The organism is Litoreibacter albidus (assembly GCF_900107015.1).
In the GTDB taxonomy this organism is placed as follows: domain Bacteria; phylum Pseudomonadota; class Alphaproteobacteria; order Rhodobacterales; family Rhodobacteraceae; genus Litoreibacter; species Litoreibacter albidus.
This window is the reverse complement of the sequence record NZ_FNOI01000001.1, coordinates 706,529-727,501: the sequence shown is the minus strand read 5'-3', so window position 1 is coordinate 727,501 and position 20,973 is coordinate 706,529. Positions and strand designations below refer to the sequence as shown.

The 20,973-nt window shown below is 60.0% G+C and carries 27 protein-coding genes and 1 other RNA gene; 10 read left to right on the top strand and 18 right to left on the bottom strand.

Annotated features, from left to right (window positions below; all coding sequences use genetic code 11):
• Positions 1–11: 11 nt before the first annotated feature.
• The 4 genes from BLW66_RS03645 to BLW66_RS03630 are packed head-to-tail and all read right to left on the bottom strand — an operon-like array spanning position 12 to position 3,049.
• Positions 12–1,112 carry a dimethylsulfoniopropionate demethylase gene (locus BLW66_RS03645; RefSeq protein ID WP_089945112.1) on the bottom strand — a complete coding sequence of 367 codons (1,101 nt, stop codon included), beginning with the start codon at positions 1,110–1,112 and terminating at the stop codon, positions 12–14.
• 37 nt (positions 1,113–1,149) lie between these two features.
• Complete coding sequence (locus BLW66_RS03640; protein ID WP_089945110.1) at positions 1,150–1,656, bottom strand: DinB family protein; 507 nt, start codon at positions 1,654–1,656, stop codon at positions 1,150–1,152.
• Positions 1,653–2,294 (bottom strand): DUF1326 domain-containing protein, encoded by a 642-nt coding sequence (locus tag BLW66_RS03635; protein WP_089945108.1) that lies wholly within the window; start codon positions 2,292–2,294, stop codon positions 1,653–1,655. Before BLW66_RS03635 ends, BLW66_RS03640 begins: the two co-directional genes overlap by 4 nt.
• A 14-nt stretch (positions 2,295–2,308) precedes the next feature.
• On the bottom strand, positions 2,309–3,049 hold the full coding sequence (locus tag BLW66_RS03630) for a DUF2182 domain-containing protein (protein ID WP_089945106.1): 741 nt from the start codon (positions 3,047–3,049) through the stop codon (positions 2,309–2,311).
• A gap of 106 nt (positions 3,050–3,155) precedes the next feature.
• On the opposite strand from BLW66_RS03630, the gene BLW66_RS03625 reads away from it, so the two are divergent.
• Positions 3,156–3,887, top strand: a complete 732-nt coding sequence (locus tag BLW66_RS03625) for a FadR/GntR family transcriptional regulator (RefSeq protein ID WP_089945104.1) — start codon at positions 3,156–3,158, stop codon at positions 3,885–3,887.
• Here BLW66_RS03625 and BLW66_RS03620 read toward each other — a convergent pair.
• The 11 genes from BLW66_RS03620 to BLW66_RS03570 all read right to left on the bottom strand — a co-directional run bounded on the left by BLW66_RS03620 (position 3,836) and on the right by BLW66_RS03570 (position 13,125).
• A complete protein-coding gene (locus tag BLW66_RS03620) occupies positions 3,836–5,500 on the bottom strand; it encodes an FAD/NAD(P)-binding protein (protein ID WP_089945103.1) in 1,665 nt (554 codons plus the stop codon). The genes BLW66_RS03625 and BLW66_RS03620 overlap by 52 nt on opposite strands.
• A gap of 3 nt (positions 5,501–5,503) precedes the next feature.
• On the bottom strand, positions 5,504–6,100 hold the full coding sequence (locus tag BLW66_RS03615; protein ID WP_089945670.1) for an SDR family oxidoreductase: 597 nt from the start codon (positions 6,098–6,100) through the stop codon (positions 5,504–5,506).
• A 48-nt stretch (positions 6,101–6,148) separates the two neighbouring features.
• On the bottom strand, positions 6,149–6,763 hold the full coding sequence (locus BLW66_RS03610; protein ID WP_089945101.1) for a glutathione S-transferase family protein: 615 nt from the start codon (positions 6,761–6,763) through the stop codon (positions 6,149–6,151).
• Positions 6,760–8,136, bottom strand: a complete 1,377-nt coding sequence (locus tag BLW66_RS03605; RefSeq protein WP_089945099.1) for an NAD-dependent succinate-semialdehyde dehydrogenase — start codon at positions 8,134–8,136, stop codon at positions 6,760–6,762. The genes BLW66_RS03610 and BLW66_RS03605 overlap by 4 nt, the downstream gene beginning before the upstream one ends.
• Positions 8,137–8,208: 72 nt before the next feature.
• On the bottom strand, positions 8,209–8,826 hold the full coding sequence (gene ureG / locus BLW66_RS03600) for an urease accessory protein UreG (protein ID WP_089945097.1): 618 nt from the start codon (positions 8,824–8,826) through the stop codon (positions 8,209–8,211).
• Positions 8,823–9,461 carry an urease accessory protein UreF gene (locus BLW66_RS03595; RefSeq protein ID WP_089945096.1) on the bottom strand — a complete coding sequence of 213 codons (639 nt, stop codon included), beginning with the start codon at positions 9,459–9,461 and terminating at the stop codon, positions 8,823–8,825. Before BLW66_RS03595 ends, ureG begins: the two co-directional genes overlap by 4 nt.
• Positions 9,451–9,900: an urease accessory protein UreE gene (locus BLW66_RS03590; protein ID WP_089945094.1), complete on the bottom strand. Its 450-nt coding sequence runs from the start codon at positions 9,898–9,900 to the stop codon at positions 9,451–9,453. The genes BLW66_RS03595 and BLW66_RS03590 overlap by 11 nt, the downstream gene beginning before the upstream one ends.
• Positions 9,901–9,913: 13 nt before the next feature.
• Positions 9,914–11,623 (bottom strand): urease subunit alpha, encoded by a 1,710-nt coding sequence (gene ureC, locus BLW66_RS03585; RefSeq protein WP_089945092.1) that lies wholly within the window; start codon positions 11,621–11,623, stop codon positions 9,914–9,916.
• Position 11,624: 1 nt separating this feature from the next.
• Positions 11,625–11,930, bottom strand: coding sequence for an urease subunit beta (locus BLW66_RS03580; RefSeq protein ID WP_089945089.1), 306 nt, complete (start codon positions 11,928–11,930; stop codon positions 11,625–11,627).
• Between the two features lie 9 nt (positions 11,931–11,939).
• Positions 11,940–12,242 (bottom strand): urease subunit gamma, encoded by a 303-nt coding sequence (locus BLW66_RS03575; RefSeq protein ID WP_089945087.1) that lies wholly within the window; start codon positions 12,240–12,242, stop codon positions 11,940–11,942.
• A gap of 1 nt (position 12,243) precedes the next feature.
• Positions 12,244–13,125 (bottom strand): urease accessory protein UreD, encoded by an 882-nt coding sequence (locus BLW66_RS03570; protein WP_244508539.1) that lies wholly within the window; start codon positions 13,123–13,125, stop codon positions 12,244–12,246.
• A gap of 137 nt (positions 13,126–13,262) precedes the next feature.
• On the opposite strand from BLW66_RS03570, the gene ssrA reads away from it, so the two are divergent.
• Positions 13,263–13,615, top strand: a transfer-messenger RNA (tmRNA) gene (gene ssrA, locus BLW66_RS03565).
• A gap of 4 nt (positions 13,616–13,619) precedes the next feature.
• Here ssrA and BLW66_RS03560 read toward each other — a convergent pair.
• On the bottom strand, positions 13,620–13,853 hold the full coding sequence (locus tag BLW66_RS03560; RefSeq protein ID WP_139254518.1) for a hypothetical protein: 234 nt from the start codon (positions 13,851–13,853) through the stop codon (positions 13,620–13,622).
• 147 nt (positions 13,854–14,000) lie between these two features.
• Between BLW66_RS03560 and BLW66_RS03555 the strand changes: the two genes are divergently transcribed.
• From BLW66_RS03555 to BLW66_RS03545, 3 genes are all read left to right on the top strand, one after another.
• The gene (locus BLW66_RS03555) at positions 14,001–14,786 is read left to right on the top strand and encodes a chromate resistance protein ChrB domain-containing protein (RefSeq protein ID WP_089945083.1); all 786 of its coding nucleotides are present in this window, start codon (positions 14,001–14,003) and stop codon (positions 14,784–14,786) included.
• Entirely contained in the window at positions 14,783–15,988 is a 1,206-nt protein-coding gene (gene chrA, locus BLW66_RS03550) for a chromate efflux transporter (RefSeq protein WP_089945080.1), read from the top strand. The genes BLW66_RS03555 and chrA overlap by 4 nt, the downstream gene beginning before the upstream one ends.
• 71 nt (positions 15,989–16,059) lie before the next feature.
• Positions 16,060–16,581, top strand: coding sequence for an SspB family protein (locus BLW66_RS03545; RefSeq protein WP_089945077.1), 522 nt, complete (start codon positions 16,060–16,062; stop codon positions 16,579–16,581).
• A 3-nt stretch (positions 16,582–16,584) separates the two neighbouring features.
• On the opposite strand, the gene BLW66_RS03540 is transcribed toward BLW66_RS03545, so the two are convergent.
• A complete protein-coding gene (locus tag BLW66_RS03540; protein ID WP_170833382.1) occupies positions 16,585–17,448 on the bottom strand; it encodes a hypothetical protein in 864 nt (287 codons plus the stop codon).
• Positions 17,449–17,547: 99 nt separating this feature from the next.
• On the opposite strand from BLW66_RS03540, the gene fumC reads away from it, so the two are divergent.
• The 5 genes from fumC to BLW66_RS03515 all read left to right on the top strand — a co-directional run bounded on the left by fumC (position 17,548) and on the right by BLW66_RS03515 (position 20,251).
• On the top strand, positions 17,548–18,939 hold the full coding sequence (gene fumC / locus BLW66_RS03535; RefSeq protein ID WP_089945073.1) for a class II fumarate hydratase: 1,392 nt from the start codon (positions 17,548–17,550) through the stop codon (positions 18,937–18,939).
• Positions 18,936–19,109, top strand: coding sequence for a DUF4169 family protein (locus BLW66_RS03530; RefSeq protein ID WP_089945071.1), 174 nt, complete (start codon positions 18,936–18,938; stop codon positions 19,107–19,109). Before fumC ends, BLW66_RS03530 begins: the two co-directional genes overlap by 4 nt.
• Positions 19,106–19,327, top strand: a complete 222-nt coding sequence (locus tag BLW66_RS03525; protein WP_089945068.1) for a ribbon-helix-helix domain-containing protein — start codon at positions 19,106–19,108, stop codon at positions 19,325–19,327. The genes BLW66_RS03530 and BLW66_RS03525 overlap by 4 nt, the downstream gene beginning before the upstream one ends.
• A gap of 206 nt (positions 19,328–19,533) precedes the next feature.
• Positions 19,534–19,929, top strand: coding sequence for a VOC family protein (locus tag BLW66_RS03520; RefSeq protein ID WP_089945067.1), 396 nt, complete (start codon positions 19,534–19,536; stop codon positions 19,927–19,929).
• Between the two features lies 1 nt (position 19,930).
• Positions 19,931–20,251, top strand: a complete 321-nt coding sequence (locus tag BLW66_RS03515; protein ID WP_089945065.1) for a DUF1801 domain-containing protein — start codon at positions 19,931–19,933, stop codon at positions 20,249–20,251.
• Here BLW66_RS03515 and BLW66_RS03510 read toward each other — a convergent pair.
• The gene (locus tag BLW66_RS03510) at positions 20,228–20,632 is read right to left on the bottom strand and encodes a helix-turn-helix domain-containing protein (protein WP_170833381.1); all 405 of its coding nucleotides are present in this window, start codon (positions 20,630–20,632) and stop codon (positions 20,228–20,230) included. The genes BLW66_RS03515 and BLW66_RS03510 overlap by 24 nt on opposite strands.
• Positions 20,633–20,973 lie beyond the last annotated feature (341 nt).

Sequence of the window (20,973 nt, the reverse complement as noted above, 5' to 3'; positions counted from 1 at the left end):
CATTCTCCTTGCTAGATCCAAAATTCTTCGTGGACGGTCGCTGTGCGCGGCCCGTCTTGCGTTTCTACCTGCACTTGCGTGCCCTCATCCCAATGGGTCATCCGCACCATCCCGATGGCCACGTTCGTCCCGAAATCGGGACTTCTCGCCGCCGACGTCACCTGCCCGACAGCTTTGCCCTTAGCGGTGATTGTCCAAAGCCTGTCGCAAGACGGCAGTGCCCCCTCAATACTCAGCGCGCGGATTTGTTTCACCGGCCCTTCCTTGGCCACCCGCAGTAGCGCGTCGCGACCAACACAGCCAATCGCCGTCTGGGTTGAGCAAAACCGCCCCAACCCGCATTCATGCGGCGTGTTATCGCGGGTCATGTCGTTGCCGTAGGATAGCAACCCACCCTCGATCCGCTCAATCAGGTTCGGGCATCCGGCATAAACGTCCAGATCACGCCCCGCCTCCATCAGCGCGTTCCACAGTGGCATGCCATTGTGCGCCCCTTCGACATACACCTCAAACCCGCCTTGCTTGGAATAGCCGGACCGTGCCACCAACATCATCAGGCCCTGAAAGTTGAAGTAGCCGTAGCGAAAGAACCGCAGGTCTTTCACGCTATCGCCAAACACGCGCGCCGCAAGCGCATCGGCCATGGGCCCTTGGATCGCCAAGGGCGACACGTCCGGCTCATCCACGATAACATCCAGATAAAGAGCGTGCGCCAACCCCTTGACCCAAAGCAGCAAATCACTGTCAGCGATCGACAACCAATAGCGGTCCTCCGACAGCATCAGCGCCACAGGATCGTTGAGCATCCCGCCCGTTCCATCCACCAAGGGGACGTAGTAACACATGCCGGGCAACATCCCGCGCAGGTCGCGCGGGGTGAGCATTTGCATCAGCCGCCCCGCGTCCGGCCCGCGCAACTCGACCTGCCGTTCGCAGGACACGTCCCACACCTGAACCGCTGATTTCAAGTGGTGGTAGTCCTCCTCCACCGAGCGGAACACCGTCGGCAAAAGCATATGATTGTAGACGGTGTATCCTTTGACGCCCGCCGCCTCGACCCCGTCAGAGAACGGCGTGCGGCGCACGCGCCGTGATGGTGCGATCGTGGCCATGTAAAGTCTCCTTTCGGTTACACGTGGGCGCGGCCCGTCACAGTTCGTCCGGCATAAACACCAGATCGGTGTCGCCCAGCGTTTGCCCCGCCGCTGTCAGCATGGCGTGTAGTTGCCCGCGGTGGTGCGTTTGGTGGTTAAAGAAATGTACGGCACACAGCCCCATAGGCTTGCTTAACTCGCGGTCCGCAATGGCGGAGTGGTAGGTCAACGGCCCCACCAAATCCACCTGACTAAGCCTCTCGGCCCACCGCGTGATCCGCGCATCCGTGCGCATTCGGTCGTCCAGATAAAGCTGCAGGTTGTCGTGTAGCTCTGCACTCAACGCGCCGCTGCCAGCTGGGCCAAACCCGCCGTCAAATCGCGACATCCACAATTGATCTGCCCACAACAGGTGGTTCGCCGTCCCGAAAATAGAGCTGAAGAACGCTTTGCGATCCTTGCGCAGCGCCATGGGTGTCAGGGCCTTGAACGCCTTCATCTGCCCACGGTTTTGCCACGCGTTGTAACGCGCCATTTGGCGGCAATATTCGACTGTAATCATTTGGGTGCTGGCCCGCCCCAGTCAATCTGACATATCTCGGCCGACCGCCCGTCGAAGTCCCACACACGCCCGTAGGCACGTACTTTGCCTTTGTTTGCCGTCGCAACAGTGATGTCCGGTCCCATCCAGTATTCCGTGTTGGTGATCACCATGTCCTTGCCGTCTTTGCCCGACACGGGAACCACTTCCCCTTGGATCTTGCGGCCAACCATCAAGCGGCGTGCGTTGCCTTCCGTCGTGAAAGACACGGGCGCACGCTCCGCGCCCAAAAACTCGCCGACCAGCATACTGAACAGCCCTGTGGTGCCCTTTGCCGCCCCCGACAGGATCGCAACCAACCCGTCATATGCCGCCTCGCTGGCTTGGTCGTCGATGTAGGCTGCCGCCTTCCAGTTGCCGCGCCCCATGTTGCCTGGAATGTCCATCAACATGCCGACGGCCATGCCGGACAGGTCTTCGTCACCGTAGTGGCCCTCGTCGATGCGAATACCCAGCCACGCCTGACAGTAGCCTTCCGTGGGCGGGTGCTTGCCCAGCGACACCACGCAGGGGCAAAACACCGTGCAGTTACAATTGAGGATCAGCTCCCCTTTGATGTTCCATGGAACCGTTCCAAGCTCTTGAGCATCCAACGCCATCGTCTTTTCCTTCCCTAAGTAATCGCAGTCATAAAGGCCCACGCCCCTGCTATCAGCAACGCGCCCCCCAAAGGTTTTGTGATATAGCGGCCCAGATCGGGCAGTTTCTCAACCACCATGATCACCGTGGCCAAGCCCATGAAGCCAACGCTCATCACGCCGCCCACAAAGGCCAAAAGCATCAACGCCCAACAGCAGCCCAAGCACACGACGCCCAACCGCAGCCCGTTGCGCCACGGGCCCTCCTCAAAGTGCTGCATGAAGAACGTCATCGGTTGGCGGCACTTGGCTAGGCACGCCTCTTTCATGGAGGAGAACTGGTAAAGTCCCGCCATGATCAGCAATCCACCCGACAAAACCGCCGACAGGCTGCCGCCAAAACCGCCGATCAAACCAGCTTGGAACAGCACCATTTGCAGCGCTGCCGCGACGATAGAAAACCCGAACCACACAACAAGATAGCCCGACACCAGCGCGCCGAAATTCGAAGTGTCACTGACGTGGGACAGGTCATCATAGGTCGCCAACGCGGGCAGCACCGTGGGCGCCATCATCGCCGCCGACATAAGGGCCCACATCGTGACCATGCGGATATACCCCGCCGCGTCGGGCGTAATAGTGCAAAGGCTGACCCAGAAATCACGGCCGTAGGTTTGCTCCAGCGCGCGCAACTCGGGTGGGATCGACATCGCGTAAAGCACCGCCCACGACAGCACGATCATGCCGAATAGTGTCAGCCAGTGCCCCCCTGACATTGCCCTGATCCGATCTGACCACATGTGCGTTGCGACTCCCGTACGACCTGCTAAATTAAATTGTCAGACTTTTATTTGTCTGACAATTGATTTTGACGCGAGACCGATGAAAAAAACCACTCCCCCCAAGCAGGGCGACCTGTCGGCGCAAATCGCCGGATCCATTCGTGACGCGATTATTGCGGGGGATTTGATCGTTGATGCCCGCCTGCCCTCCGAGGCTGAACTCGCGGAGCAATTCGAGGTATCACGCCCCACCGTCCGCGAAGCGCTAAAGCGGCTCGCCGCGCAGGCCCTGATCCGCACGCAGCGCGGCGCAACCGGCGGTGCTTTCGTCAATCATCTGAAATATCCCGACGCCTATGCCCAGCAGATCACCACCTCGACGCTGCTTTTGTCGATGAACGAGGTCTCTATCGTGACCGCCTGCGAAGCCCGCTTCGCGTTGGAGCGCGCCTGCACCCGCCTCTCCGCAGAACGGCGCAGCGCGGACCATCTGGCCACCATGCGCGCGGAGATGCACCGCCAATCGCAGCCGGGCCTGAGTGACGAGGCCTTTTGCGCCTCGGACGTCGCGTTTCACCGTGCACTGGTCGACGGCGCACAGAACCCGGTGATGTCCTACCAACTCGCTGGCGCTGTGGAGGCGATGCAGCCGTTGATGAACATGATCACCTTCACCGCCCGCTCCCGCGAGCGGATTGTGGCGCTGCACGGCCAGATCGCCGACGCGTTGGAGGCCCAGAACGCCAGCGACGCTGATGCGGCCTTAACCGCGCTGGAGGCCTATACCGTGTCCTTGGCGCAAGACGTGCTGGACGCCCGCGCCCAGCGTTGAGCGACGCCAGCGGCCCACCGATCCGTGGACGCGCCAAAGCAGTCGTGCAGCGAGTCCACCGCGATCACGCTGCCCATCGCCATGCGCCCAAGCAGACACAGGCCGCGCGTGTCTCTCCCGTCTGCCATCAACTGCCCATCCGTGCGGGTCAACGCGCCCAACCCGTCGGCAAACCGCTGCGCCAAGCCCGACTTTATGCAGGCCGACATCAGGTGATCCACGACGTTGTCCAAACTTGGGCTAGGCAAAACCGCGTCGACCATCACGGACGCTAATTCTGTATCGTCTTCCATCAGTTTCCAGCCGGACGGCTCCAGCCCGATATCGGGATCGTCAACCACGCGCAGGCTGACCAGCCCCTGCTCGATCAGCGCCAATAGCTCCTCGGCCGCAGCAACGGGCGGGCCGTAGCTGAAACGTTTCAGCCCTTCGTCAAATCCGATGATCGCCTCCGCCGTCTTCGTCTCAGGCCGTCCGGCATTCACACCGTGGCGCAACTGGTTTTGCCACTTGCGCCAGATTTGCCCCACCACGTAGCCAACTGATGGCGCGACCCTGCCGTGGGCCATATCGATGTCGGACCGCAGCTTGTCCACGGCGTCGCGGTCGTCCTGCTCGCCCGGCGCGTCGCATTCTTGCGCCAGCCAAGCGTCCACGTCGCCAGCCCTTGCGTCGCTCCCACGCTCTGCCAATATGCGTGTGGCGGGCGGCGCTAAAGCCTCGCAGATCATGCGGAGCGCCGTCACAGGCGACGCCGTTTTCGCGGCCTCTAACGCGGCCTCAAAGGCGTGGGTCTCGTGCCCGGATGGTTCGAACCATGCGTCTATGTCTTCCGTCGCGGGTTTGCCTGCAGGGGGATGGCCATTCAGGGCGAAAGGCAAAATGCACGACGGCTCCCGCCCCGACGGGATATAACGCCCGTCTTCGAAGGTGCCGCCTAAGCCAGATGTCAGCAGGCGGATGACGTCAAAGGTGGACAGCCCCAAACCGCGCACGGCGATGGTCTTTCCCGCCCAATCCTTCGCACCCTGGAGCAACTTGTCCGCTGGATACGCCGCCATGATGTCTAACCCGTGCGCCTGCGCGTGCTCAGTCCATTTTGCGATTTGCTTATCCTGCTCGGTTGCGGGCTGGCCTAACGTCAACAGAACCTCGTCATACGGCCCGAGCCGCGCGGCATCTGCGTGCAACATCCAACCGTCAACCGATTGCTCTAGGTCGGTGATGCGCTGATCCGACATGTTCAGCGATAACGCCTCCGTGGCACTCTGCAATGTCTCGAACCTTGCGTTCAGGTATGCGCCGAGATGCGCCCGTGAAGGGAAATCGTCGGGCTCCAAGCCGGTGTCGTCCCAAACATCAAACGGCGCGATGCGCCCCTCCACTACCGCAGGCGGCGGGATGTCCAAATCGCGCACGGGGATGTTCAGCAGGCACAACGGGCTTTGCTCTGGGTCGAAGTTCGGTCCCGCACCCGGCAACGCGAACGGGTCGTAGATATCCACTACGACCCGCTTGCCTTGTTCTTTGGCGACGCAGCCGAGCGCCTCTAAAGCACCCAGCCCCCGTGGCCCAAAGCCGATGACGGCCACGCGTATGGCGTCCGCAGCCACCCCCTAGGCCGACTGCATTTCGACGGCCATGCCGTCAAGCGTGCCGGTGGTAACCGCGTTGCACAGCACCTCTGCCACGTCAGCGCGGGCGGCGGTGGCAGTTTTGTCGACCTCTTTGCCCAAGACGATTTTCATGCTGCGGTCCTCGTCAGTCAGCGCCACTGGGCGCACGATCGCGTAAGTCAGCCCCGACGCCATCAGGTGTTCATCCGCCTCATGTTTGGCCTTCAGGTAGTGGCCCATTTCACCTTGCGGGTTTTCTTGGTCCGCCCCCACGGTGCTCAGCATCACGAAGCGCTCCACACCGGCGCCAGCGGCGATATCCACCAGCTTCTTCGCGCCGTCGCGGTCAACTTTGTCGGTCATCTCTGGACCGGTGGAGCTGCCAGAGCCTGCCGCGAAAATCACCGCGTCCATGCCATCGCATACATCGCCTTGCAGATCCGTCAGATCGCCTTCACGCAGGTTGACCGTGTCTGGCAGATCGGAGGTGTCGGAGCCATCGCGCACCAGCGCGGTGGGCTTGTGGCCTTGCTCAATCAGGGCTTGCACCAAGTGGTGGCCGGTTTTGCCTGTGGCGCCTGCAACGAGTACGTTCATATTCATGTCTATTTTCCTTTTCTGTTTAAGTGGGGCGGCAGCGGCGCCCTAGCGCGGCGGTGCCATTGGTCCGGCGGCGTCCAGCGCCGCGATGTATCCGGGCTGCTGTTGCAACCGCTGCCAGTAGGCCAGCACTTTCGGGTGGTCGCCCAAAAGCTCCATCCGCTCCAGCAGCGCTAGAATGTAGGACATCTGGATGTCCGCCAGCGTCAGCGTCTGGCCGCATAAAAACCGGCCCCCGCCCACTTCGCTGGCGATGTAATCCAGATGGTCCGCCAAGGCCGCTTTCGCGGCGCGCGGCGCGTCTTCGCCATTGAACGCGGGCAGGATTACCTGCAAAGCGACCTCGGCAAACGACGCCTCGACGTAGTCGAACAGCGCCTCGTGCCGCCAGAATGCGGGCGTTCCCGCCGCAGGCTGGTGGCTGGTATCGCCGTATTTGGCGGCCAGATAACGCAGGATCGTCGACGATTCCGCGATCATCTCGTCCCCGTCCACGATCACTGGCGATTTGCCCAAGGGGTGGACCTTGGATAATTCGTCAGGGGCACGGAATGCGGACGTGCGGTCATAATCGATCCGGTTACACGGCTGCCCAAGGTCGTTGAGCAGCCATAAAACGCGGGTCGCGCGGGAGTATTTCAAAGCATGCAGGGTGATCATGACAGGAAGATCGCTTTAACGTTGACGAATTCCTTCATGCCGAAGCCGCCGTGCTCGCGACCGTAGCCAGAATCCTTGACGCCACCGAACGGCATGTTCGGATCCGCTGCGCCGAAGGAGTTGATACGGATCATGCCAGTGTCAAAGTGGTCACGGGCAAGCTCGAGCGCACGTTCTTCGTTTTTGGAGAAGATACCGCCTCCAAGGCCGTAGCGGCTCTCGTTGGCCAGGCGCATCGCGTCTTCGTCGTCCTTCGCGCGGATGACCGACGCGACGGGGCCGAAAATCTCATCATCATAGGCAGGCATTCCCGGCTCCAGATCGCCAAGCACGGTCGCGGGGTAGTAGGCCCCCGTCCCCTCCGGTGCTTCGCCACCGCACAGGACTTCCGCGCCTTTTGCCACGCTTTCATCAACTTGATCCTTGACCGTTTTGAACTGGTCTTGGCTGGACAGCGGCCCAAGCTGCACATCGTCTTGCGTCGGGTCGCCCATTTTGATGTCTTCCATCTGCGCCACGAAGGCACCCACAAATTTATCGTAGACCTTATCTGTCACGATAAAGCGCTTGGCGGATACGCAGGTCTCCCCGTTGTTATAAAGCCGCCCCATCACGGAAAACTTCACGGCGGTCTCGATATCCGCGTCCTCCAGCACCAGATAGGCGTCGTTGGAGCCCAGCTCCAGCACCGTCTTTTTCAACGCTTTGGCGGCAACCGCGCCTACATGACGCCCTGCGCCATCGCTGCCCGTCAGGGTCACGCCGCGCACTTTTTCATGGGCAATCAGTTTGTCGCTGGTGTCGTGGTCGATCAAGATCACTTGGAAGATATCTTCTGGCAAGCCCGCCTCAATGCACAGCTCGCGCAGGCGCTGGCCGGAGCCCGTGCATATGCTTGCATGCTTCAGCACGCAGCCGTTGCCCGCCATCAGGTTGGCGGCAAGGACGCGCACGGGTTGGTAGATGGGGAAGTTCCACGGCTGGATCGAATAGATCACGCCGACCGGCTGATAGCTGACGACGCCGCGCTTGCCGTCGGTGCCATGCGTGCGCTCCTCGTCGGCCAGCAGTTCGGGGCCGTTCTTGGCTGTGTAATCAAAGATAGCCGCGCAGATTTCGACCTCACGGTGGCCGTCTTTCAACAGCTTGCCAGTCTCGGCGGTCATCAATTCCGCAAGCTCGTCAGCATTGTCGCGCAGCTTTTGGGCGATGTTCGTCAGGTGCGTGCCGCGCTCTCCATGCGACAGCTTGCGCCACTCCAGAAATGCGTCGTGGCAGGCTTCCAGTCTCTTGGTGGCTTCCGTCTCGCTCATCAGGGTGTAGGTTTGGATTTCTTCTTCGGTCGCGGGGTTGATCGTTGTGATCGTAGACATGCTCGCTCCTCTTGAGGTTCAAGAAGACAACAAGCCACCCACACATTTGTTCCATAGGTTTCCGGCGCCGCGCTAGTCGCGCAATCCCCCGATACGCTTCGCCAGCGCGGCGACCTGCGCGATGCCATCTTGATTACGCAGGGACGTAAACACGAACGGGCGGTCTTTGCGCATCAGCCCCGCGTCGCGCTCCATAATGCGGAGATCCGCGCCCACATGCGGGGCAAGGTCGGTTTTGTTAATCACCAGAATATCGGATTTCGTGATTGCGGGACCACCCTTGCGCGGGATTTCCTCGCCCGCCGCGACGTCGATCACATAGATGGTTATATCCGCCAGTTCAGGGCTGAAGGTGGCTGACAGGTTGTCGCCACCGCTCTCGATGAGGATCACCTCTACGTCGGGATGCCGCTCCACCATCTCCGCCACAGCCGCGAGGTTGATGGACGCATCTTCGCGGATCGCCGTGTGCGGACAGCCGCCGGTTTCCACGCCTATGATGCGGTCGGAGGGCAGCACTTGCATGCGCACCAAGGCCTCCGCGTCCTCTTGGGTGTAGATATCGTTGGTGATGACACCGACGGAATAGACGCCGCGCCACAGCGTGCTGAGCGCGGCTGTCAGCGTGGTTTTGCCTGCCCCGACAGGGCCGCCAATGCCGATACGAAGGGGGCCGTTAGGTGTGGTCATGTTCTGAATACTCTTGCGTATTGGGTTTCGTGTTTCATCGACGCGATGTCGGGCAGGAAGGTGGTGGACGACAGATCACCCAGATCACCTTGCGCGGTTTGCTCCGCCAGCGTGCAACACAGCCCCGCCATCCCGTGGATCAGCATATGCCCCTCGCGCTGACCTAAGGGGATCAGGCGGATGCCCACGCTAATCAGGGAGCTGGCAAAGCTTTGCAAATACATCTGGCTGGTCAATTCCAGCGGCAATGCGCACAGCTGCGCCGCGCGGCCCACGGCCACCGGATAGGTCAGCCCCTGAAGATCTACCCCAGACACCGCCGAAGTAATGTCGCAGAACGCGGCGCCTTGCAGATCGGTCTCTTTCAGCCGCTCCGCCGAGGGCGCGAGGGCGCGGCACATATCATCCACGTATGTCACATCCTGCGCACGGTACGCGGCGGCGATAAACAGCGCGTCGTTGCGGCCGGAGCCGAAGGTCAGAACGTCCCGAACCCACGCACCGAGCGTTGCTTGGTCATGTACATCGCCCGCCTCAATCGCCCATTCCAGCCCGTGCGAATAGGCGAACGCCCCGATCGGATACGCCGGTGAGAACCACTGCGCCAAGGTCAGCGTGGCGTGATCAGTGGGCATGGCTGTGCGTCCGCCCGTGCCCGTAAGCCCCGCCTTCGGGGATAAACACCTCAACCACCTCGCGCACCTGCGCCCCCAGCTTAGCCATCAACGCGCGGATCACATGGTCGGGTTGGATCAACAGGCGGTCCGCCTCGATCTGGCACGGCGTGTGGCGGTTGCCGATGTGCCATGCCAGTCGCACCAAATCCTGCCCCTTGATCTCCAGCAGTGGCTCCGCTGCGGCGCGGACCTCTATCAACGCCCCGTCCGTCAACACAAAGGCGTCGCCGTGGTTCAGCGATTCCGTGTGCTCCAAATCCACAAGGAAATCCTGCCCCGCGTCCGTGGTCAGAAGCTTGCGCCGCAAAAACCGCGCCTCATAGCTAAGGGTGCATTGGCCCAGCGGGGTCTCAACATGGGCGTGTCGTTTGATGGATTGGCTGATCAGTTCCGGCATTGGGCGTCCTGTCTCAAAACATGAAATAGCGTTGTGCCATGGGCAAAACCTCTGCGGGCGCACAGGTCAAAAGCTCCCCATCCGCGCGCACCTCGTAGGTTTCGGGGTGCACCTCCACATCGGGGATCGCGCTGTTGAGCAACAGGTCCGACTTGCCAATGTCGCGCGTGTTCTCGACCGCCAGTGTTTGCTTGGCCAAGCCAAGCGTGTCGCGCAGATTGGCATCTTGCGCCGCGCCGGAGATGAAGCTCACCGATGTTTCGCGCAGGGCGGAGCCAAAGGCCCCGAACATGGCCCGCGAATACACGGGCTGTGGCGTCGGGATTGACGCGTTTGGATCACCCATCTGCGCCACCACGATCGTGCCGCCCATCAACACCATTTCGGGCTTCACCCCGAAAAACGCCGGATCCCACAACACAAGGTCCGCGCGCTTGCCTTCTTCAATGGAGCCGATGTGCTTGGACACCCCATGCGCAATCGCGGGGTTGATGGTGTATTTCGCAATGTAGCGGCGCACGCGAAAGTTGTCGTTTTCGCCACGCTCCTCAGGCAGCCTGCCACGCTGCTTTTTCATCTTGTCGGCGGTCTGCCACGTGCGGATCAGCACCTCGCCCACCCGCCCCATGGCCTGACTGTCCGACGCGATAATCGAGAACGCGCCCATGTCGTGCAAGATATCTTCCGCCGCGATGGTTTCGCGCCGGATTCGGCTTTCCGCGAAAGCCACGTCCTCGGGGATGGATTTGTCCAGATGGTGGCACACCATCAGCATATCCAGATGCTCCTCCAGCGTGTTGACCGTGAAGGGGCGTGTCGGATTTGTGGACGACGGCAGCACGTTTTCCATGCCACAGATTTTGATAATATCAGGCGCATGCCCGCCGCCAGCGCCTTCTGTGTGGAAGGCGTGGATCGTGCGGCCTTTGATGGCGGCGACGGTGTTTTCCACGAAACCGGACTCGTTCAGCGTGTCCGTGTGGATCATCACCTGCACGTCCATGTCATCCGCCACCGACAGGCAGCAATCAATCGCACCGGGGGTGGAGCCCCAGTCTTCGTGCAACTTCAGCGCACACGCCCCCGCCTTCACCATCTCGACCAGCGCTTGGGGCTGACTGGCGTTCCCCTTGCCCGACAGGCCGATGTTCATCGCGATCCCGTCGAAGGACTGCAACATTCGCCCGATGTGCCACGGCCCCGGCGTGCAGGTCGTCGCCAGCGTGCCATGTGCGGGGCCGGTGCCGCCACCAAAGCAGGTGGTCACGCCGGAATGCAGCGCGTCCTCCATCTGCTGGGGACAAATGAAGTGGATATGCGAGTCGAACCCGCCCGCCGTCAAAATACGCCCCTCCGCCGCGATCACTTCGGTGCCGGGCCCGACGATAATGTCGACATTCGGCTGCGTGTCAGGGTTCCCCGCTTTGCCGATCTTGTGGATGCGCCCGCCCAGAAGCCCCACATCCGCCTTATAAATCCCGCTGTGATCTATGATCAGCGCGTTGGTGATCACCGTGTCCACCGCGCCGCCTTCGCGGCTGGTTTGCGCTTGGCCCATGCCGTCGCGGATGACCTTGCCTCCGCCGAATTTGACCTCCTCGCCGTAGGTGGTCAGATCGCGCTCCACCTCGATGATCAGGTCGGTGTCGGCCAGCTGCAGCTTGTCGCCCGTGGTGGGGCCAAACATGGCGGCGTAATCAGCGCGGGAAATCTCTGTGGCCATGTTACAAATCCCCCATGACGTCTTGGTTGAAACCGAAGATGCGCCGCGCCCCGCCAATCGGGATCAGCCGCACCTCGCGGCGCTGCCCCGGCTCGAACCGCACGGCGGTGCCCGCCGCAATATCAAGGCGCATGCCGCGCCCTGCCGCGCGGTCAAAGTCCAGCGCGCTGTTGGCTTCGCCAAAGTGGTAATGGCTGCCGACCTGCACGGGGCGGTCGCCCGTATTGGCGACCATCAGCGTGATCGCGTCCGAGCCTGCGTTCAGGACCAAAACGCCGTCTGCGGGAAATACTTCTCCGGGGATCATGGCGAACCTCTACCTTATAGGATTGTGAACGGTGACGAGCTTGGTCCCGTCAGGGAACGTGGCCTCGACCTGCACGTCGGAGATCATCTCCGCGATGCCGTCCATGCATTGATCGCGGCCGACCACATGTGCGCCCGCCTCCATCATATCCGCGACGGAACGACCATCGCGCGCACCTTCCACCACAGCGTCGGTAATCAGCGCGATGGCTTCGGGGTGGTTCAGCTTCACACCGCGCGCCAGACGCTTGCGGGCCACCTCAGCGGCCATAGCGATCAGCAGTTTGTCTTTTTCACGTGGGGTCAGTTGCATCTCAAAGCATCCATGATCGGGGAAGGTAGCCGGTGTTCAAACACCGCAAAATCGGGATCAGCGACAGGCGCAACGCATAGCTGTCGGCGGCCAATGCGCGAACGCACAGCACGCTGTCGCGGATCAGGCTCGCGCCAAAACTGTCTGGCAGCAGCGAGCGCAAGGCCGCGAGCAGGCTGGGCGCATCGGGCGCGACATAGAGGACATTGGCCATCGCACCCGCGCCGCCAGCAACCCCCGCACGTGCCAGATGCGCAGCCGCATCTCCATTCAGGCGCACCGCGTCCAGATAGAGCGGCACATCGTTTTGGATGATTTCAACACGGTCCTTGAAGTGGCACTGGCGCAAAACCTCGCCCATCGCGGCGCGCCCGAATACCAGTGGCTCCACCATCAACAAGGTAGACGCATCATCCATCTCCACATGAAGTGTTCGCTCAAATGCGCTGTTCTCAAACAGTATTGTCTCTTGGGGCAACCAGTTCACGCGGGCCGTGCCGCGTAGCTTCAACCGGTTGCTTAGCCGCGCAACTTCCAAGGGCTGGGCGCGGTAGGCCCGCTCCGCCGCTTGTGTGCTCAGGGTCAGTTCTGTGTCGCAATCGGCGTCAACATCTGTACCAAAGGTATCGCCACCAGTCATGCCGCCCGCGGTGTTGATCAACACCGCCTCTAGGCCGCGCGCGGCGCTGCGCGGGAAGATCGCCTTGGATGACCCTGACTGACGCAAGTTGCGCAGCCCCGTGCCTTGTGGGGTGGCCTTTACCGAAATCGCGACAGCCCCCCGCGCCCGTGGCTGGACGGCGGTTTGATCCTCAACTTCGATATGCGCGACAATAGAAATTTGGGGTATCCCGAGTTTGCTGCCACAGTCTGTGGCCGACAATGCCAGCTAGAGTGGCCCCACCGCGAAACGCCAGCGTGGAGCACAGCCGTACCCCTGCGCCGACACTCAAATGCACAATAAACAGGCGCAGATGTCATTTATTGTGCAACCCAGAAATCTGCGCAGCCCCTTGCAAGCATATTGTAAGTCCCCCAGCCCCGTCCTATATGTGAGAGGTCTCTTCGGGGACTATGGACATAAACGCGCTCGTAATAAGCGGATCGGACCCGGGGGCGGTACCCGGCGACTCCACCAACATCTCCCTCATTTGGGGAGCATGGGGTCGAAATAGGATCGACGAACGTCTAAAGGGGTAAGCTTTGTCTCGGTGAGTTACCACCGTTATCGGTACATTCAAGCTAGTTGCAAATGACAACAAAGCTCCAATGGCGATGGCTGCGTAAGCAGTCGGAACTATTGAAAACTTAAGTCCTCTCGCTTAGCAGCGTTTGGCGGGGTTTGCAGGTACCTGGCAACAGAAACCTGCGCTTACCCTACACCTGAAACGCCTTGCGAAACGCACCCTCCCCGACGCCCGTGAACCGCACGATGCGCGTCCCCTCCGGGCGCGTGACCCAGCCTTGGGCAAAGGTATACTCCAATGTAGCGCGCGCCAAACGGCCCGCCAGACGCGCCCGCCGCGCGGGCCAATCCAGACAGGCCTTGCACTCAGGACTGCCCGACCGTGCCGACAGATCAATACCAAGGGCAAGAAAACCGTCAGCCAACAGCAATGAAGCCCACGGGTGCCCCTATCGGCCTTGACGACTGCCCTTGGGCGCGGCACCTTGACCGCATGGGGACCCCGCGACGCCCCGTGAGGCGTCAGCCAAATGCTCGCACCCTTCTGCCGTAACACTACGGGGTGCTTTACCATGCCTGGCTTCACTGAAATCTCTCCCTCCACGTTGATGCGCCTGATCGGCACGCCTGATGCGCCGACGATACTGGACGTCTGTATCGACGACGACTTCAACGCTGACCCGCGCCTGATTCCGACCGCGCGGCGTTGGCCGCATAACCAAATCGACAGTTTCGACGGTGCTGGCCCCGTCGTGGTTGTGTGTCACCGTGGCCTAAAGCTAAGCCACGGGGCTGCGGCACTGTTGCGTGCCAAGGGGATCAAGGCCGAAGCTTTGGAGGGCGGCAACGTGGCATGGCGGGACGCGGGGTTGCCGCTGATCCCCGCCGCCGCAATTCCTGCGCCGCTTTGGGTGACCCGCCATCGCCCCAAGATCGACCGCATCGCCTGCCCATGGCTGATCCGGCGCTTCATTGATCCATCGGCAAAATTGCTGTTCGTGCCCCCCGCGCAAGTGCTGGAAGTCGCCGAGAAATTCAACGCGACCGCCTTCGACGTGGAGGGCACGGCCTTCTCGCATGTGGGGGATCTGTGCAGCTTTGACGCGCTGCTGAGCGCCTTCAAGCTCGATATCCCACCGCTGCAAACCATGGCGCGTGTCATCCGCGCCGCCGACACCAACCGCCACAATTTGGCGCCTGAGGCCGCTGGTCTGTTGGCCCTGTCCGTGGGGTTGTCGCGGCAATACAAAGACGACAGCGCACAGCTGGAGGCGGGAATGGTGCTTTACGATGCGCTCTACCGCTGGGCGCGCGACGGCCAAAGCGAAACCCACGATTGGCCCGGAGGCAGCGCATGATATCAATAAGAGAAATGGCGCGCGTGTTCGGGCGCATTGGCGTGCTGTCCTTTGGCGGCCCTGCGGCACAGATTGCGCTGATGCACAAAGAGCTGGTGGAGGACCGCCCTTGGTTGACCGAGGCGCAGTTCTTGCGGGCGCTGTCCTTTTGCATGCTGCTGCCCGGACCCGAGGCGATGCAACTGGCGACCTATGCGGGCTGGCGGATGCGCGGCGTCGCGGGCGGGCTTTTGGCGGGGCTCTTGTTTGTGATCCCTGGTGCGGCGGTGATTGTCGCGCTCGCCTTGGCCTACGGGGTCTATGGCCAACTGCCCTTGGTGCAATCGCTTTTTCTGGGGGTGAAGGCCTGCGTTGTGGTCATCGTGATCCAAGCCCTAATCAAGGTCGCCAAGAAAGCGCTGCTGGGGCCTGCGCATTACGCAATTGCCGCGTTTAGCTTCCTTGCGTTGTTCGCGTTTAACGCGCCATTCCCGCTGGTGATCATCCTTGCCGCCTGCGCCGGTGCGGTGGCGTTGCAATCCAACGTGGAGGGCGGTGCCCCTGCCCCCAAAGCGCCGTTGACGCAGACCCTGCGCACGGTGGCAATCTGGCTGCTTATCTGGTTCCTGCCGGTCGTGGTCTTGTCGCTGGTGGCACCCGCGATCCTGATCGACATGGCACGGTTCTTTTCCACCTTGGCGGTGGTGACATTCGGCGGGGCCTACGCCGTGCTGGCCTATATGACGCAAGCGGTTGTGGGCGATTTCGGCTGGCTGAGCACCGCGCAGATGGTCGACGCCTTGGGGCTGGCAGAAACCACACCCGGCCCGCTGATCCTTGTGACGCAATTCGTGGCGATGGTCGCGGGCTTTAACGCAGGCGGTGCGGGTTTGGCGCTACTGGCGGGACTGGTCACGCTATGGGTGACCTTCGCGCCGTGTTTCTTGTGGATATTCGCGGGCGCGCCCTACATTGACCGGCTTGCCCATATGCCGCGATTGTCCGGCGCGCTAAGCGCGATCACCGCCGCTGTTGTGGGTGTTATCGCCAATCTGGGACTGTGGTTTGCGGGGCCCGTGTTTGTGCAAGATGGCGCGCCGCACCTGCCCGCGCTGGCAATCGCAGGCGTGGCAGCGCTGCTTTTGCTTTGGCGCAAATGGGACATGTTGCTGGTCTTGCCTATTTGCGCGACTCTGGGTCTGGTTTTGCTAAGGCTGGTCTGAGTGCCCCCTTTCCCTCACCAACGAATCCGCGCATTGTAGATTTATAGATCAACCTGCGGGGCCCAAACGACATGTCCGACACTATTGATTATGGCAACAAGATGCACCGCGCGATGCGTGGACTTATTGCCGAGGTGTTGGAAGATGTCGGCGCCAACGGCCTGCCGGGTGAGCATCATTTCTTCATCACCTTTGACACCCGCCACCCCGATGTGGAGATGGCGGACTGGCTGTTTGATCGCTACCCCTCCGACATGACAATCGTGGTTCAGCACTGGTTCGACAACCTGATCGTGACGCCGGACGGCTTCCAGATCACGCTGAACTTTGGCGACAACCCAGAGCCGCTTGCGGTGCCTTTCGACGCGATCCGCACCTTCGTGGACCCGTCCGTTGAATTCGGCCTGCGGTTCGAGAGCCAAGATGATGAGGACGACGACGGCGAACACGAAGTCGTCGAGCTTCCCGACATTGATCTGGCCGAGGCGCTTGATCTGAAAGAAGCCGAAGAACCCGCCGCGGATGCGGAGCCGGAAGACACCCCCGCCAAAGAAGCGGAAGTCGTCTCGCTGGATGCGTTCCGCAAAACCTAACGCCTACTTTAACGGCAACACCCCAAGATCAACCAAATGTGCTTCCGCCTTATGGCAAAGATCAACGTCAGCGGCGTGCAGCGTCATGAAGTTTGGCTTTAAAACCAAGATGCTACCCACTTCAACTGAAGTAACTTCAGCCAACGCTTCCCCCGTTGTGGCGACGGGTTGATCTGTATACCCAAGCCAGCCAAAAGCTTCACGATCCTCAAATAATGACGGTGCCGGACTCGTGCCGTAAAGCGTCGGCCCTATACTCAGCCAGCTTACTGGATACAGGTTGGTGATCTCACGGATCAGCCCCTTCATCATTGATAGATTGTCGAACCAGAAGTCTTCTTCGTGCTCTGCCGGAAGGGTAGTCGCCAAGGATCCCGTCGACTGGGTCATGCCTCGTGATAGAGATATTTTCGCGCTGGCCAAGAGTTTCGGGGATTGCACACTCAAAGACAGATGATCCCCGCCCGTTTGCTCCTGCAAGGCCGCACAGGAATGTTGCAACATCTGCGCCACCATCTCCGGATCGTCGCGCAGCAAGATACGGTCGGATTGCGACAGCCGATCAAACTCTTCAATGACCTTAGGCGGAATGCCGTCATCCCCAGCAGCATAACTCCCAACCTTCGCGTTGATATAGGATTGGGTGTCTTCGAGGATCAGGCCCAAATCCGCGAAATGGGCGTTCTGGGCGCTCAGCCGCTTTGCCAATTTCGCAATTAAGGCGACAGCCCTCACGATATAGGCATCGCGATCCTCAACGGCAGGTTGGTTCTTTAAACGCGCAACGATTGAATACATATGGATAGAAATACCTAAGCGAGCGATGAATTCATAGGCGCGCAACGGGCACGTCAGGCCCGTTTTCACGACTTATACTGGTGTTAGCGCAACCTTAACCGAACCGCCAATTGTAAAAGCCACATCACCCCGCTACATCGTGGTCCAACTTGATTTGGAGGATCTACCATGACCGCGACCCGCACCGAGACAGACAGCTTTGGCCCCCTAGAGGTCCCTGCCGACAAATATTGGGGTGCGCAGACCCAACGCTCGATCATGAACTTCCCCATCGGCTGGGAAAAGCAGCCCGTGGCCATCGTGCGCGCGCTTGGTGTGATCAAGAAAGCCGCCGCCACCGTGAACCTTGAGTTTGGCGATCTGGATACGGAACTGGCGCCAGCGATCCAACAGGCCGCACAGGAAGTGATCGACGGCAAGTTTGACGACAACTTCCCGCTGGTCGTGTGGCAAACTGGGTCGGGCACCCAGAGCAACATGAACTCCAACGAGGTGATCTCCAACCGCGCGATTGAGATCATGGGCGGCGTGATGGGCTCCAAAACGCCTGTTCACCCGAATGATCACTGCAACATGGGCCAGTCGTCCAACGACACCTTCCCCACCGCGATGCATGTCGCCATCGGCATGGTCGCCCGTGACACGCTGCTTCCGGGCTTGCGCAAATTGCACGCCGCGCTGGAGGCCAAGGCCGAAGAATTCAAAGACATCATCAAGATCGGCCGCACGCACACGCAAGACGCGACACCGCTGACACTGGGCCAAGAATTCGGCGGCTACGCGCATCAGATGAAGAAGGGCATTGAGCGGGTCGAAGCCTGCCTGCCTGACATCTACGAGCTGGCCCAAGGTGGCACGGCCGTGGGCACGGGCCTGAACACCCGCAAAGGCTTCGCCGAGAAAGTGGCCGCGGAGATCGCGGCCATCACCGACCTGCCGTTTGTCACCGCGCCCAATAAATTCGAGGCTCTGGCGGCGCATGACGCGATGGTCATGTTCTCCGGCGCGCTGAAGACGGTTGCGGCGTCCATGTTCAAGATCGCCAACGACATGCGTTTGCTCGGCTCCGGCCCGCGCTCCGGCTTGGGCGAATTGATCCTACCAGAAAACGAGCCAGGCTCGTCCATCATGCCAGGCAAGGTGAACCCGACGCAGGCAGAGGCACTGACGATGGTTTGCGCCCACGTCATGGGCAACGACGCTGCCGTGGGCTTCGCAGGGTCGCAAGGCCACTTTGAGCTGAACGTCTACAATCCGATGATGAGCTATAACGTCATCCAGTCGATGCAACTGCTGGGCGACGCAGCGGGCAGCTTCACCGACAACATGGTGGTCGGCACACAAGCCAATGTGGCGCGTATTGACAAGCTGATGAAAGAGTCGCTGATGCTGGTGACAGCGCTGGCCCCGACCATCGGATACGACAACGCCACGAAAGTCGCCAAAACCGCGCATAAGAACGGCACGACCCTCAAGGAAGAGGCGATTGCGCTTGGTCTGGTAGACGAAGAAACCTTTGACCGCGTTGTGCGGCCAGAAGATATGATTGGACCGAAATGAAAGCTGGAAACCTGAGCAAGGCGCGCAAAGAACGCACCCGTCTTGATAAGCGCGCCATTGGTGATGCCAACGCGATGAAGTTCGGCCGCACCAAAGAGCAAAAGCAAGCCGATCTAAAGGCGCAGCTTGCCGCGCGTGCGAAACTGGACGGGCATAAGCTGGACAAATGAGCCGCCCGATAAAACGGTCTTTGACACTGAAGGGGCACCGCACGTCGGTGTCCCTTGAGGACGAGTTTTGGGCCGAGTTCCGGCGCATTGCCAATGAGGCGGGGCGCCCGATCAACGACCTTGCCGCACAAATCGACGGGGACCGCGGAACCGACATCGGCCTCGCCTCCGCCATCCGGCTCTTTGTGCTACAGGATTTGAAGCGCGACTTAAGCTGAACTCTGAGCGGTTATAAGCGCCCTGTCACACCCCAAACCAATCGCCGAAAAGCTGAGATTCTGCTGTGCGAACCGAGCACGGCACATGTCGGCTTTGAGGCCACCTCTACTAACGCAGCGTAGGCAACGAATGTCGGCATTCTCCAAGACACCCCGTAAGCTCATGCGATAGTTTCGAGGCATAACGTACAATGAGTGAGTGATAGATGATCTTCCGATACACGATTTTTTATGTCGATGACGTGCCTGCGACACTCAACTTTTTTGAGAAAGCATTTGGGCTAGAACGCGGTTTCTTACACGAAAGCGGGGACTATGGCGAACTAATGACTGGCGAAACGAAGTTGGCCTTTTCATCGACGGCTTTGATGCGGCAATTGGATAAAAACCCTGCCACACCAAAAGCGTCGGCACCAACCTTTGAGATCGCATTTGAGACCGAAAATGTGAAGGCCGCCCTCGAACGCGCGATTGAGGCTGGTGCCACCCTCATTCAAGATGTGCGTGACGAACCTTGGGGGCAGACAACGTCCTATGTCACCGATCCGAACGGATATCTGGTGGAGATTTGTTCTGCTGTCAAAATGCCGAGTGCAGGTTGATATGGATAAAAGTGTGAAAGCTCAAATCACACAAGAGCTGTCCGAGATCATATTGGATGTGATGCCGGACGCCGCATTGCTCGACAAATATGGTGGTATTATAGTCGAGAGGATTGCAGGTGAACCGAAAACGCATTGTTGTGGTTACTTCATCTACGCCCAGCATGTGTCGTTGGAATTTTCCAGTGGCGTACTGCTACCGGACCCTGACAACATTTTGGAAGGGAGGGGAAAGCTGCGACGACATATCAAGTTGATGAACAGTCAAGACTTGCAAACAAAGCAATGCAGACATTTTTTAGAACAAGTCGCCAAGTTCTGAGCCGCCTTCATTCGGCCAATTTCCAAGGCCGGGTTGGTTGAAGCCACTAATCGAAACTATATCTTGACGGAGCCGTGAGGGCGAACGTCCAAACCAACGAACAAGCTCACGTGTCATATGAGCCTGATCGCAGTATCCGTAATCGTGAGCGATTTCTGCCAATGGAACGCGGCAAGGTAGTGCCGTTACGGCTCGTCGGGCACGACCAAGCAGACGCCAAAAATCAGGGCTGGGCAAGGAAAGGTCACGAAATTGACGTTGAAGCGTCCGCGCCGTCCGCCCACTTTGTCTGGCCACTTGTTCCACAGTTGAATTTGATCGAGCTAAGGCGTCGATCAAATCGAAAATTTCCGAGTTCCCAATCGCCTCACTTTGGATCATATCTTCCAATGTGTCCGTACTCAGTTTTTCGTTCGTCAGAACCGTTGAGGCGATAGTCGTGCCGGGACTAAGACGATACCCGACCATCTTTGTCCCCGCTTGTAGATGTACCGCATGTGGTTGACTGTCCCAATCCGTCATACGAACTGTATCTGGTTCATCTTGTCGGGACACTAGTATGAGGTCGCGGCACCCATCGGGCTGAACTACGACGGTCTCGTCCGCAGGCACCGAATACTCCCAGCGATGGTAAAGCAAGCGAGCAAATCCTTGTTATTGAATTTCTTAATATACTTGTCACAATAGCTGACCTTCGTGCAACCGCAGTGAAAGACAGCTCC

Excerpts from the sequence above, each read along its gene's own strand:
- BLW66_RS03520 (WP_089945067.1), top strand. The coding sequence starts at position 19,534 with ATGATCTTCCGATACACGATTTTTTATGTCGATGACGTGCCTGCGACA.
- BLW66_RS03630 (WP_089945106.1), bottom strand. The coding sequence starts at position 3,049 with ATGTCAGGGGGGCACTGGCTGACACTATTCGGCATGATCGTGCTGTCG.
- BLW66_RS03580 (WP_089945089.1), bottom strand. The coding sequence starts at position 11,930 with ATGATCCCCGGAGAAGTATTTCCCGCAGACGGCGTTTTGGTCCTGAAC.
- BLW66_RS03515 (WP_089945065.1), top strand. The coding sequence starts at position 19,931 with ATGGATAAAAGTGTGAAAGCTCAAATCACACAAGAGCTGTCCGAGATC.
- BLW66_RS03645 (WP_089945112.1), bottom strand. The coding sequence starts at position 1,112 with ATGGCCACGATCGCACCATCACGGCGCGTGCGCCGCACGCCGTTCTCT.
- BLW66_RS03595 (WP_089945096.1), bottom strand. The coding sequence starts at position 9,461 with ATGCCCACTGATCACGCCACGCTGACCTTGGCGCAGTGGTTCTCACCG.
- BLW66_RS03615 (WP_089945670.1), bottom strand. The coding sequence starts at position 6,100 with ATGAACGTACTCGTTGCAGGCGCCACAGGCAAAACCGGCCACCACTTG.
- BLW66_RS03545 (WP_089945077.1), top strand. The coding sequence starts at position 16,060 with ATGTCCGACACTATTGATTATGGCAACAAGATGCACCGCGCGATGCGT.
- fumC (WP_089945073.1), top strand. The coding sequence starts at position 17,548 with ATGACCGCGACCCGCACCGAGACAGACAGCTTTGGCCCCCTAGAGGTC.
- BLW66_RS03525 (WP_089945068.1), top strand. The coding sequence starts at position 19,106 with ATGAGCCGCCCGATAAAACGGTCTTTGACACTGAAGGGGCACCGCACG.
- BLW66_RS03575 (WP_089945087.1), bottom strand. The coding sequence starts at position 12,242 with ATGCAACTGACCCCACGTGAAAAAGACAAACTGCTGATCGCTATGGCC.
- BLW66_RS03530 (WP_089945071.1), top strand. The coding sequence starts at position 18,936 with ATGAAAGCTGGAAACCTGAGCAAGGCGCGCAAAGAACGCACCCGTCTT.
- chrA (WP_089945080.1), top strand. The coding sequence starts at position 14,783 with ATGATATCAATAAGAGAAATGGCGCGCGTGTTCGGGCGCATTGGCGTG.
- BLW66_RS03590 (WP_089945094.1), bottom strand. The coding sequence starts at position 9,900 with ATGCCGGAACTGATCAGCCAATCCATCAAACGACACGCCCATGTTGAG.
- BLW66_RS03510 (WP_170833381.1), bottom strand. The coding sequence starts at position 20,632 with ATGATCCAAAGTGAGGCGATTGGGAACTCGGAAATTTTCGATTTGATC.
- BLW66_RS03555 (WP_089945083.1), top strand. The coding sequence starts at position 14,001 with ATGCCTGGCTTCACTGAAATCTCTCCCTCCACGTTGATGCGCCTGATC.
- ureG (WP_089945097.1), bottom strand. The coding sequence starts at position 8,826 with ATGACCACACCTAACGGCCCCCTTCGTATCGGCATTGGCGGCCCTGTC.
- BLW66_RS03625 (WP_089945104.1), top strand. The coding sequence starts at position 3,156 with ATGAAAAAAACCACTCCCCCCAAGCAGGGCGACCTGTCGGCGCAAATC.
- BLW66_RS03610 (WP_089945101.1), bottom strand. The coding sequence starts at position 6,763 with ATGATCACCCTGCATGCTTTGAAATACTCCCGCGCGACCCGCGTTTTA.
- BLW66_RS03605 (WP_089945099.1), bottom strand. The coding sequence starts at position 8,136 with ATGTCTACGATCACAACGATCAACCCCGCGACCGAAGAAGAAATCCAA.
- BLW66_RS03635 (WP_089945108.1), bottom strand. The coding sequence starts at position 2,294 with ATGGCGTTGGATGCTCAAGAGCTTGGAACGGTTCCATGGAACATCAAA.
- BLW66_RS03640 (WP_089945110.1), bottom strand. The coding sequence starts at position 1,656 with ATGATTACAGTCGAATATTGCCGCCAAATGGCGCGTTACAACGCGTGG.
- ureC (WP_089945092.1), bottom strand. The coding sequence starts at position 11,623 with ATGGCCACAGAGATTTCCCGCGCTGATTACGCCGCCATGTTTGGCCCC.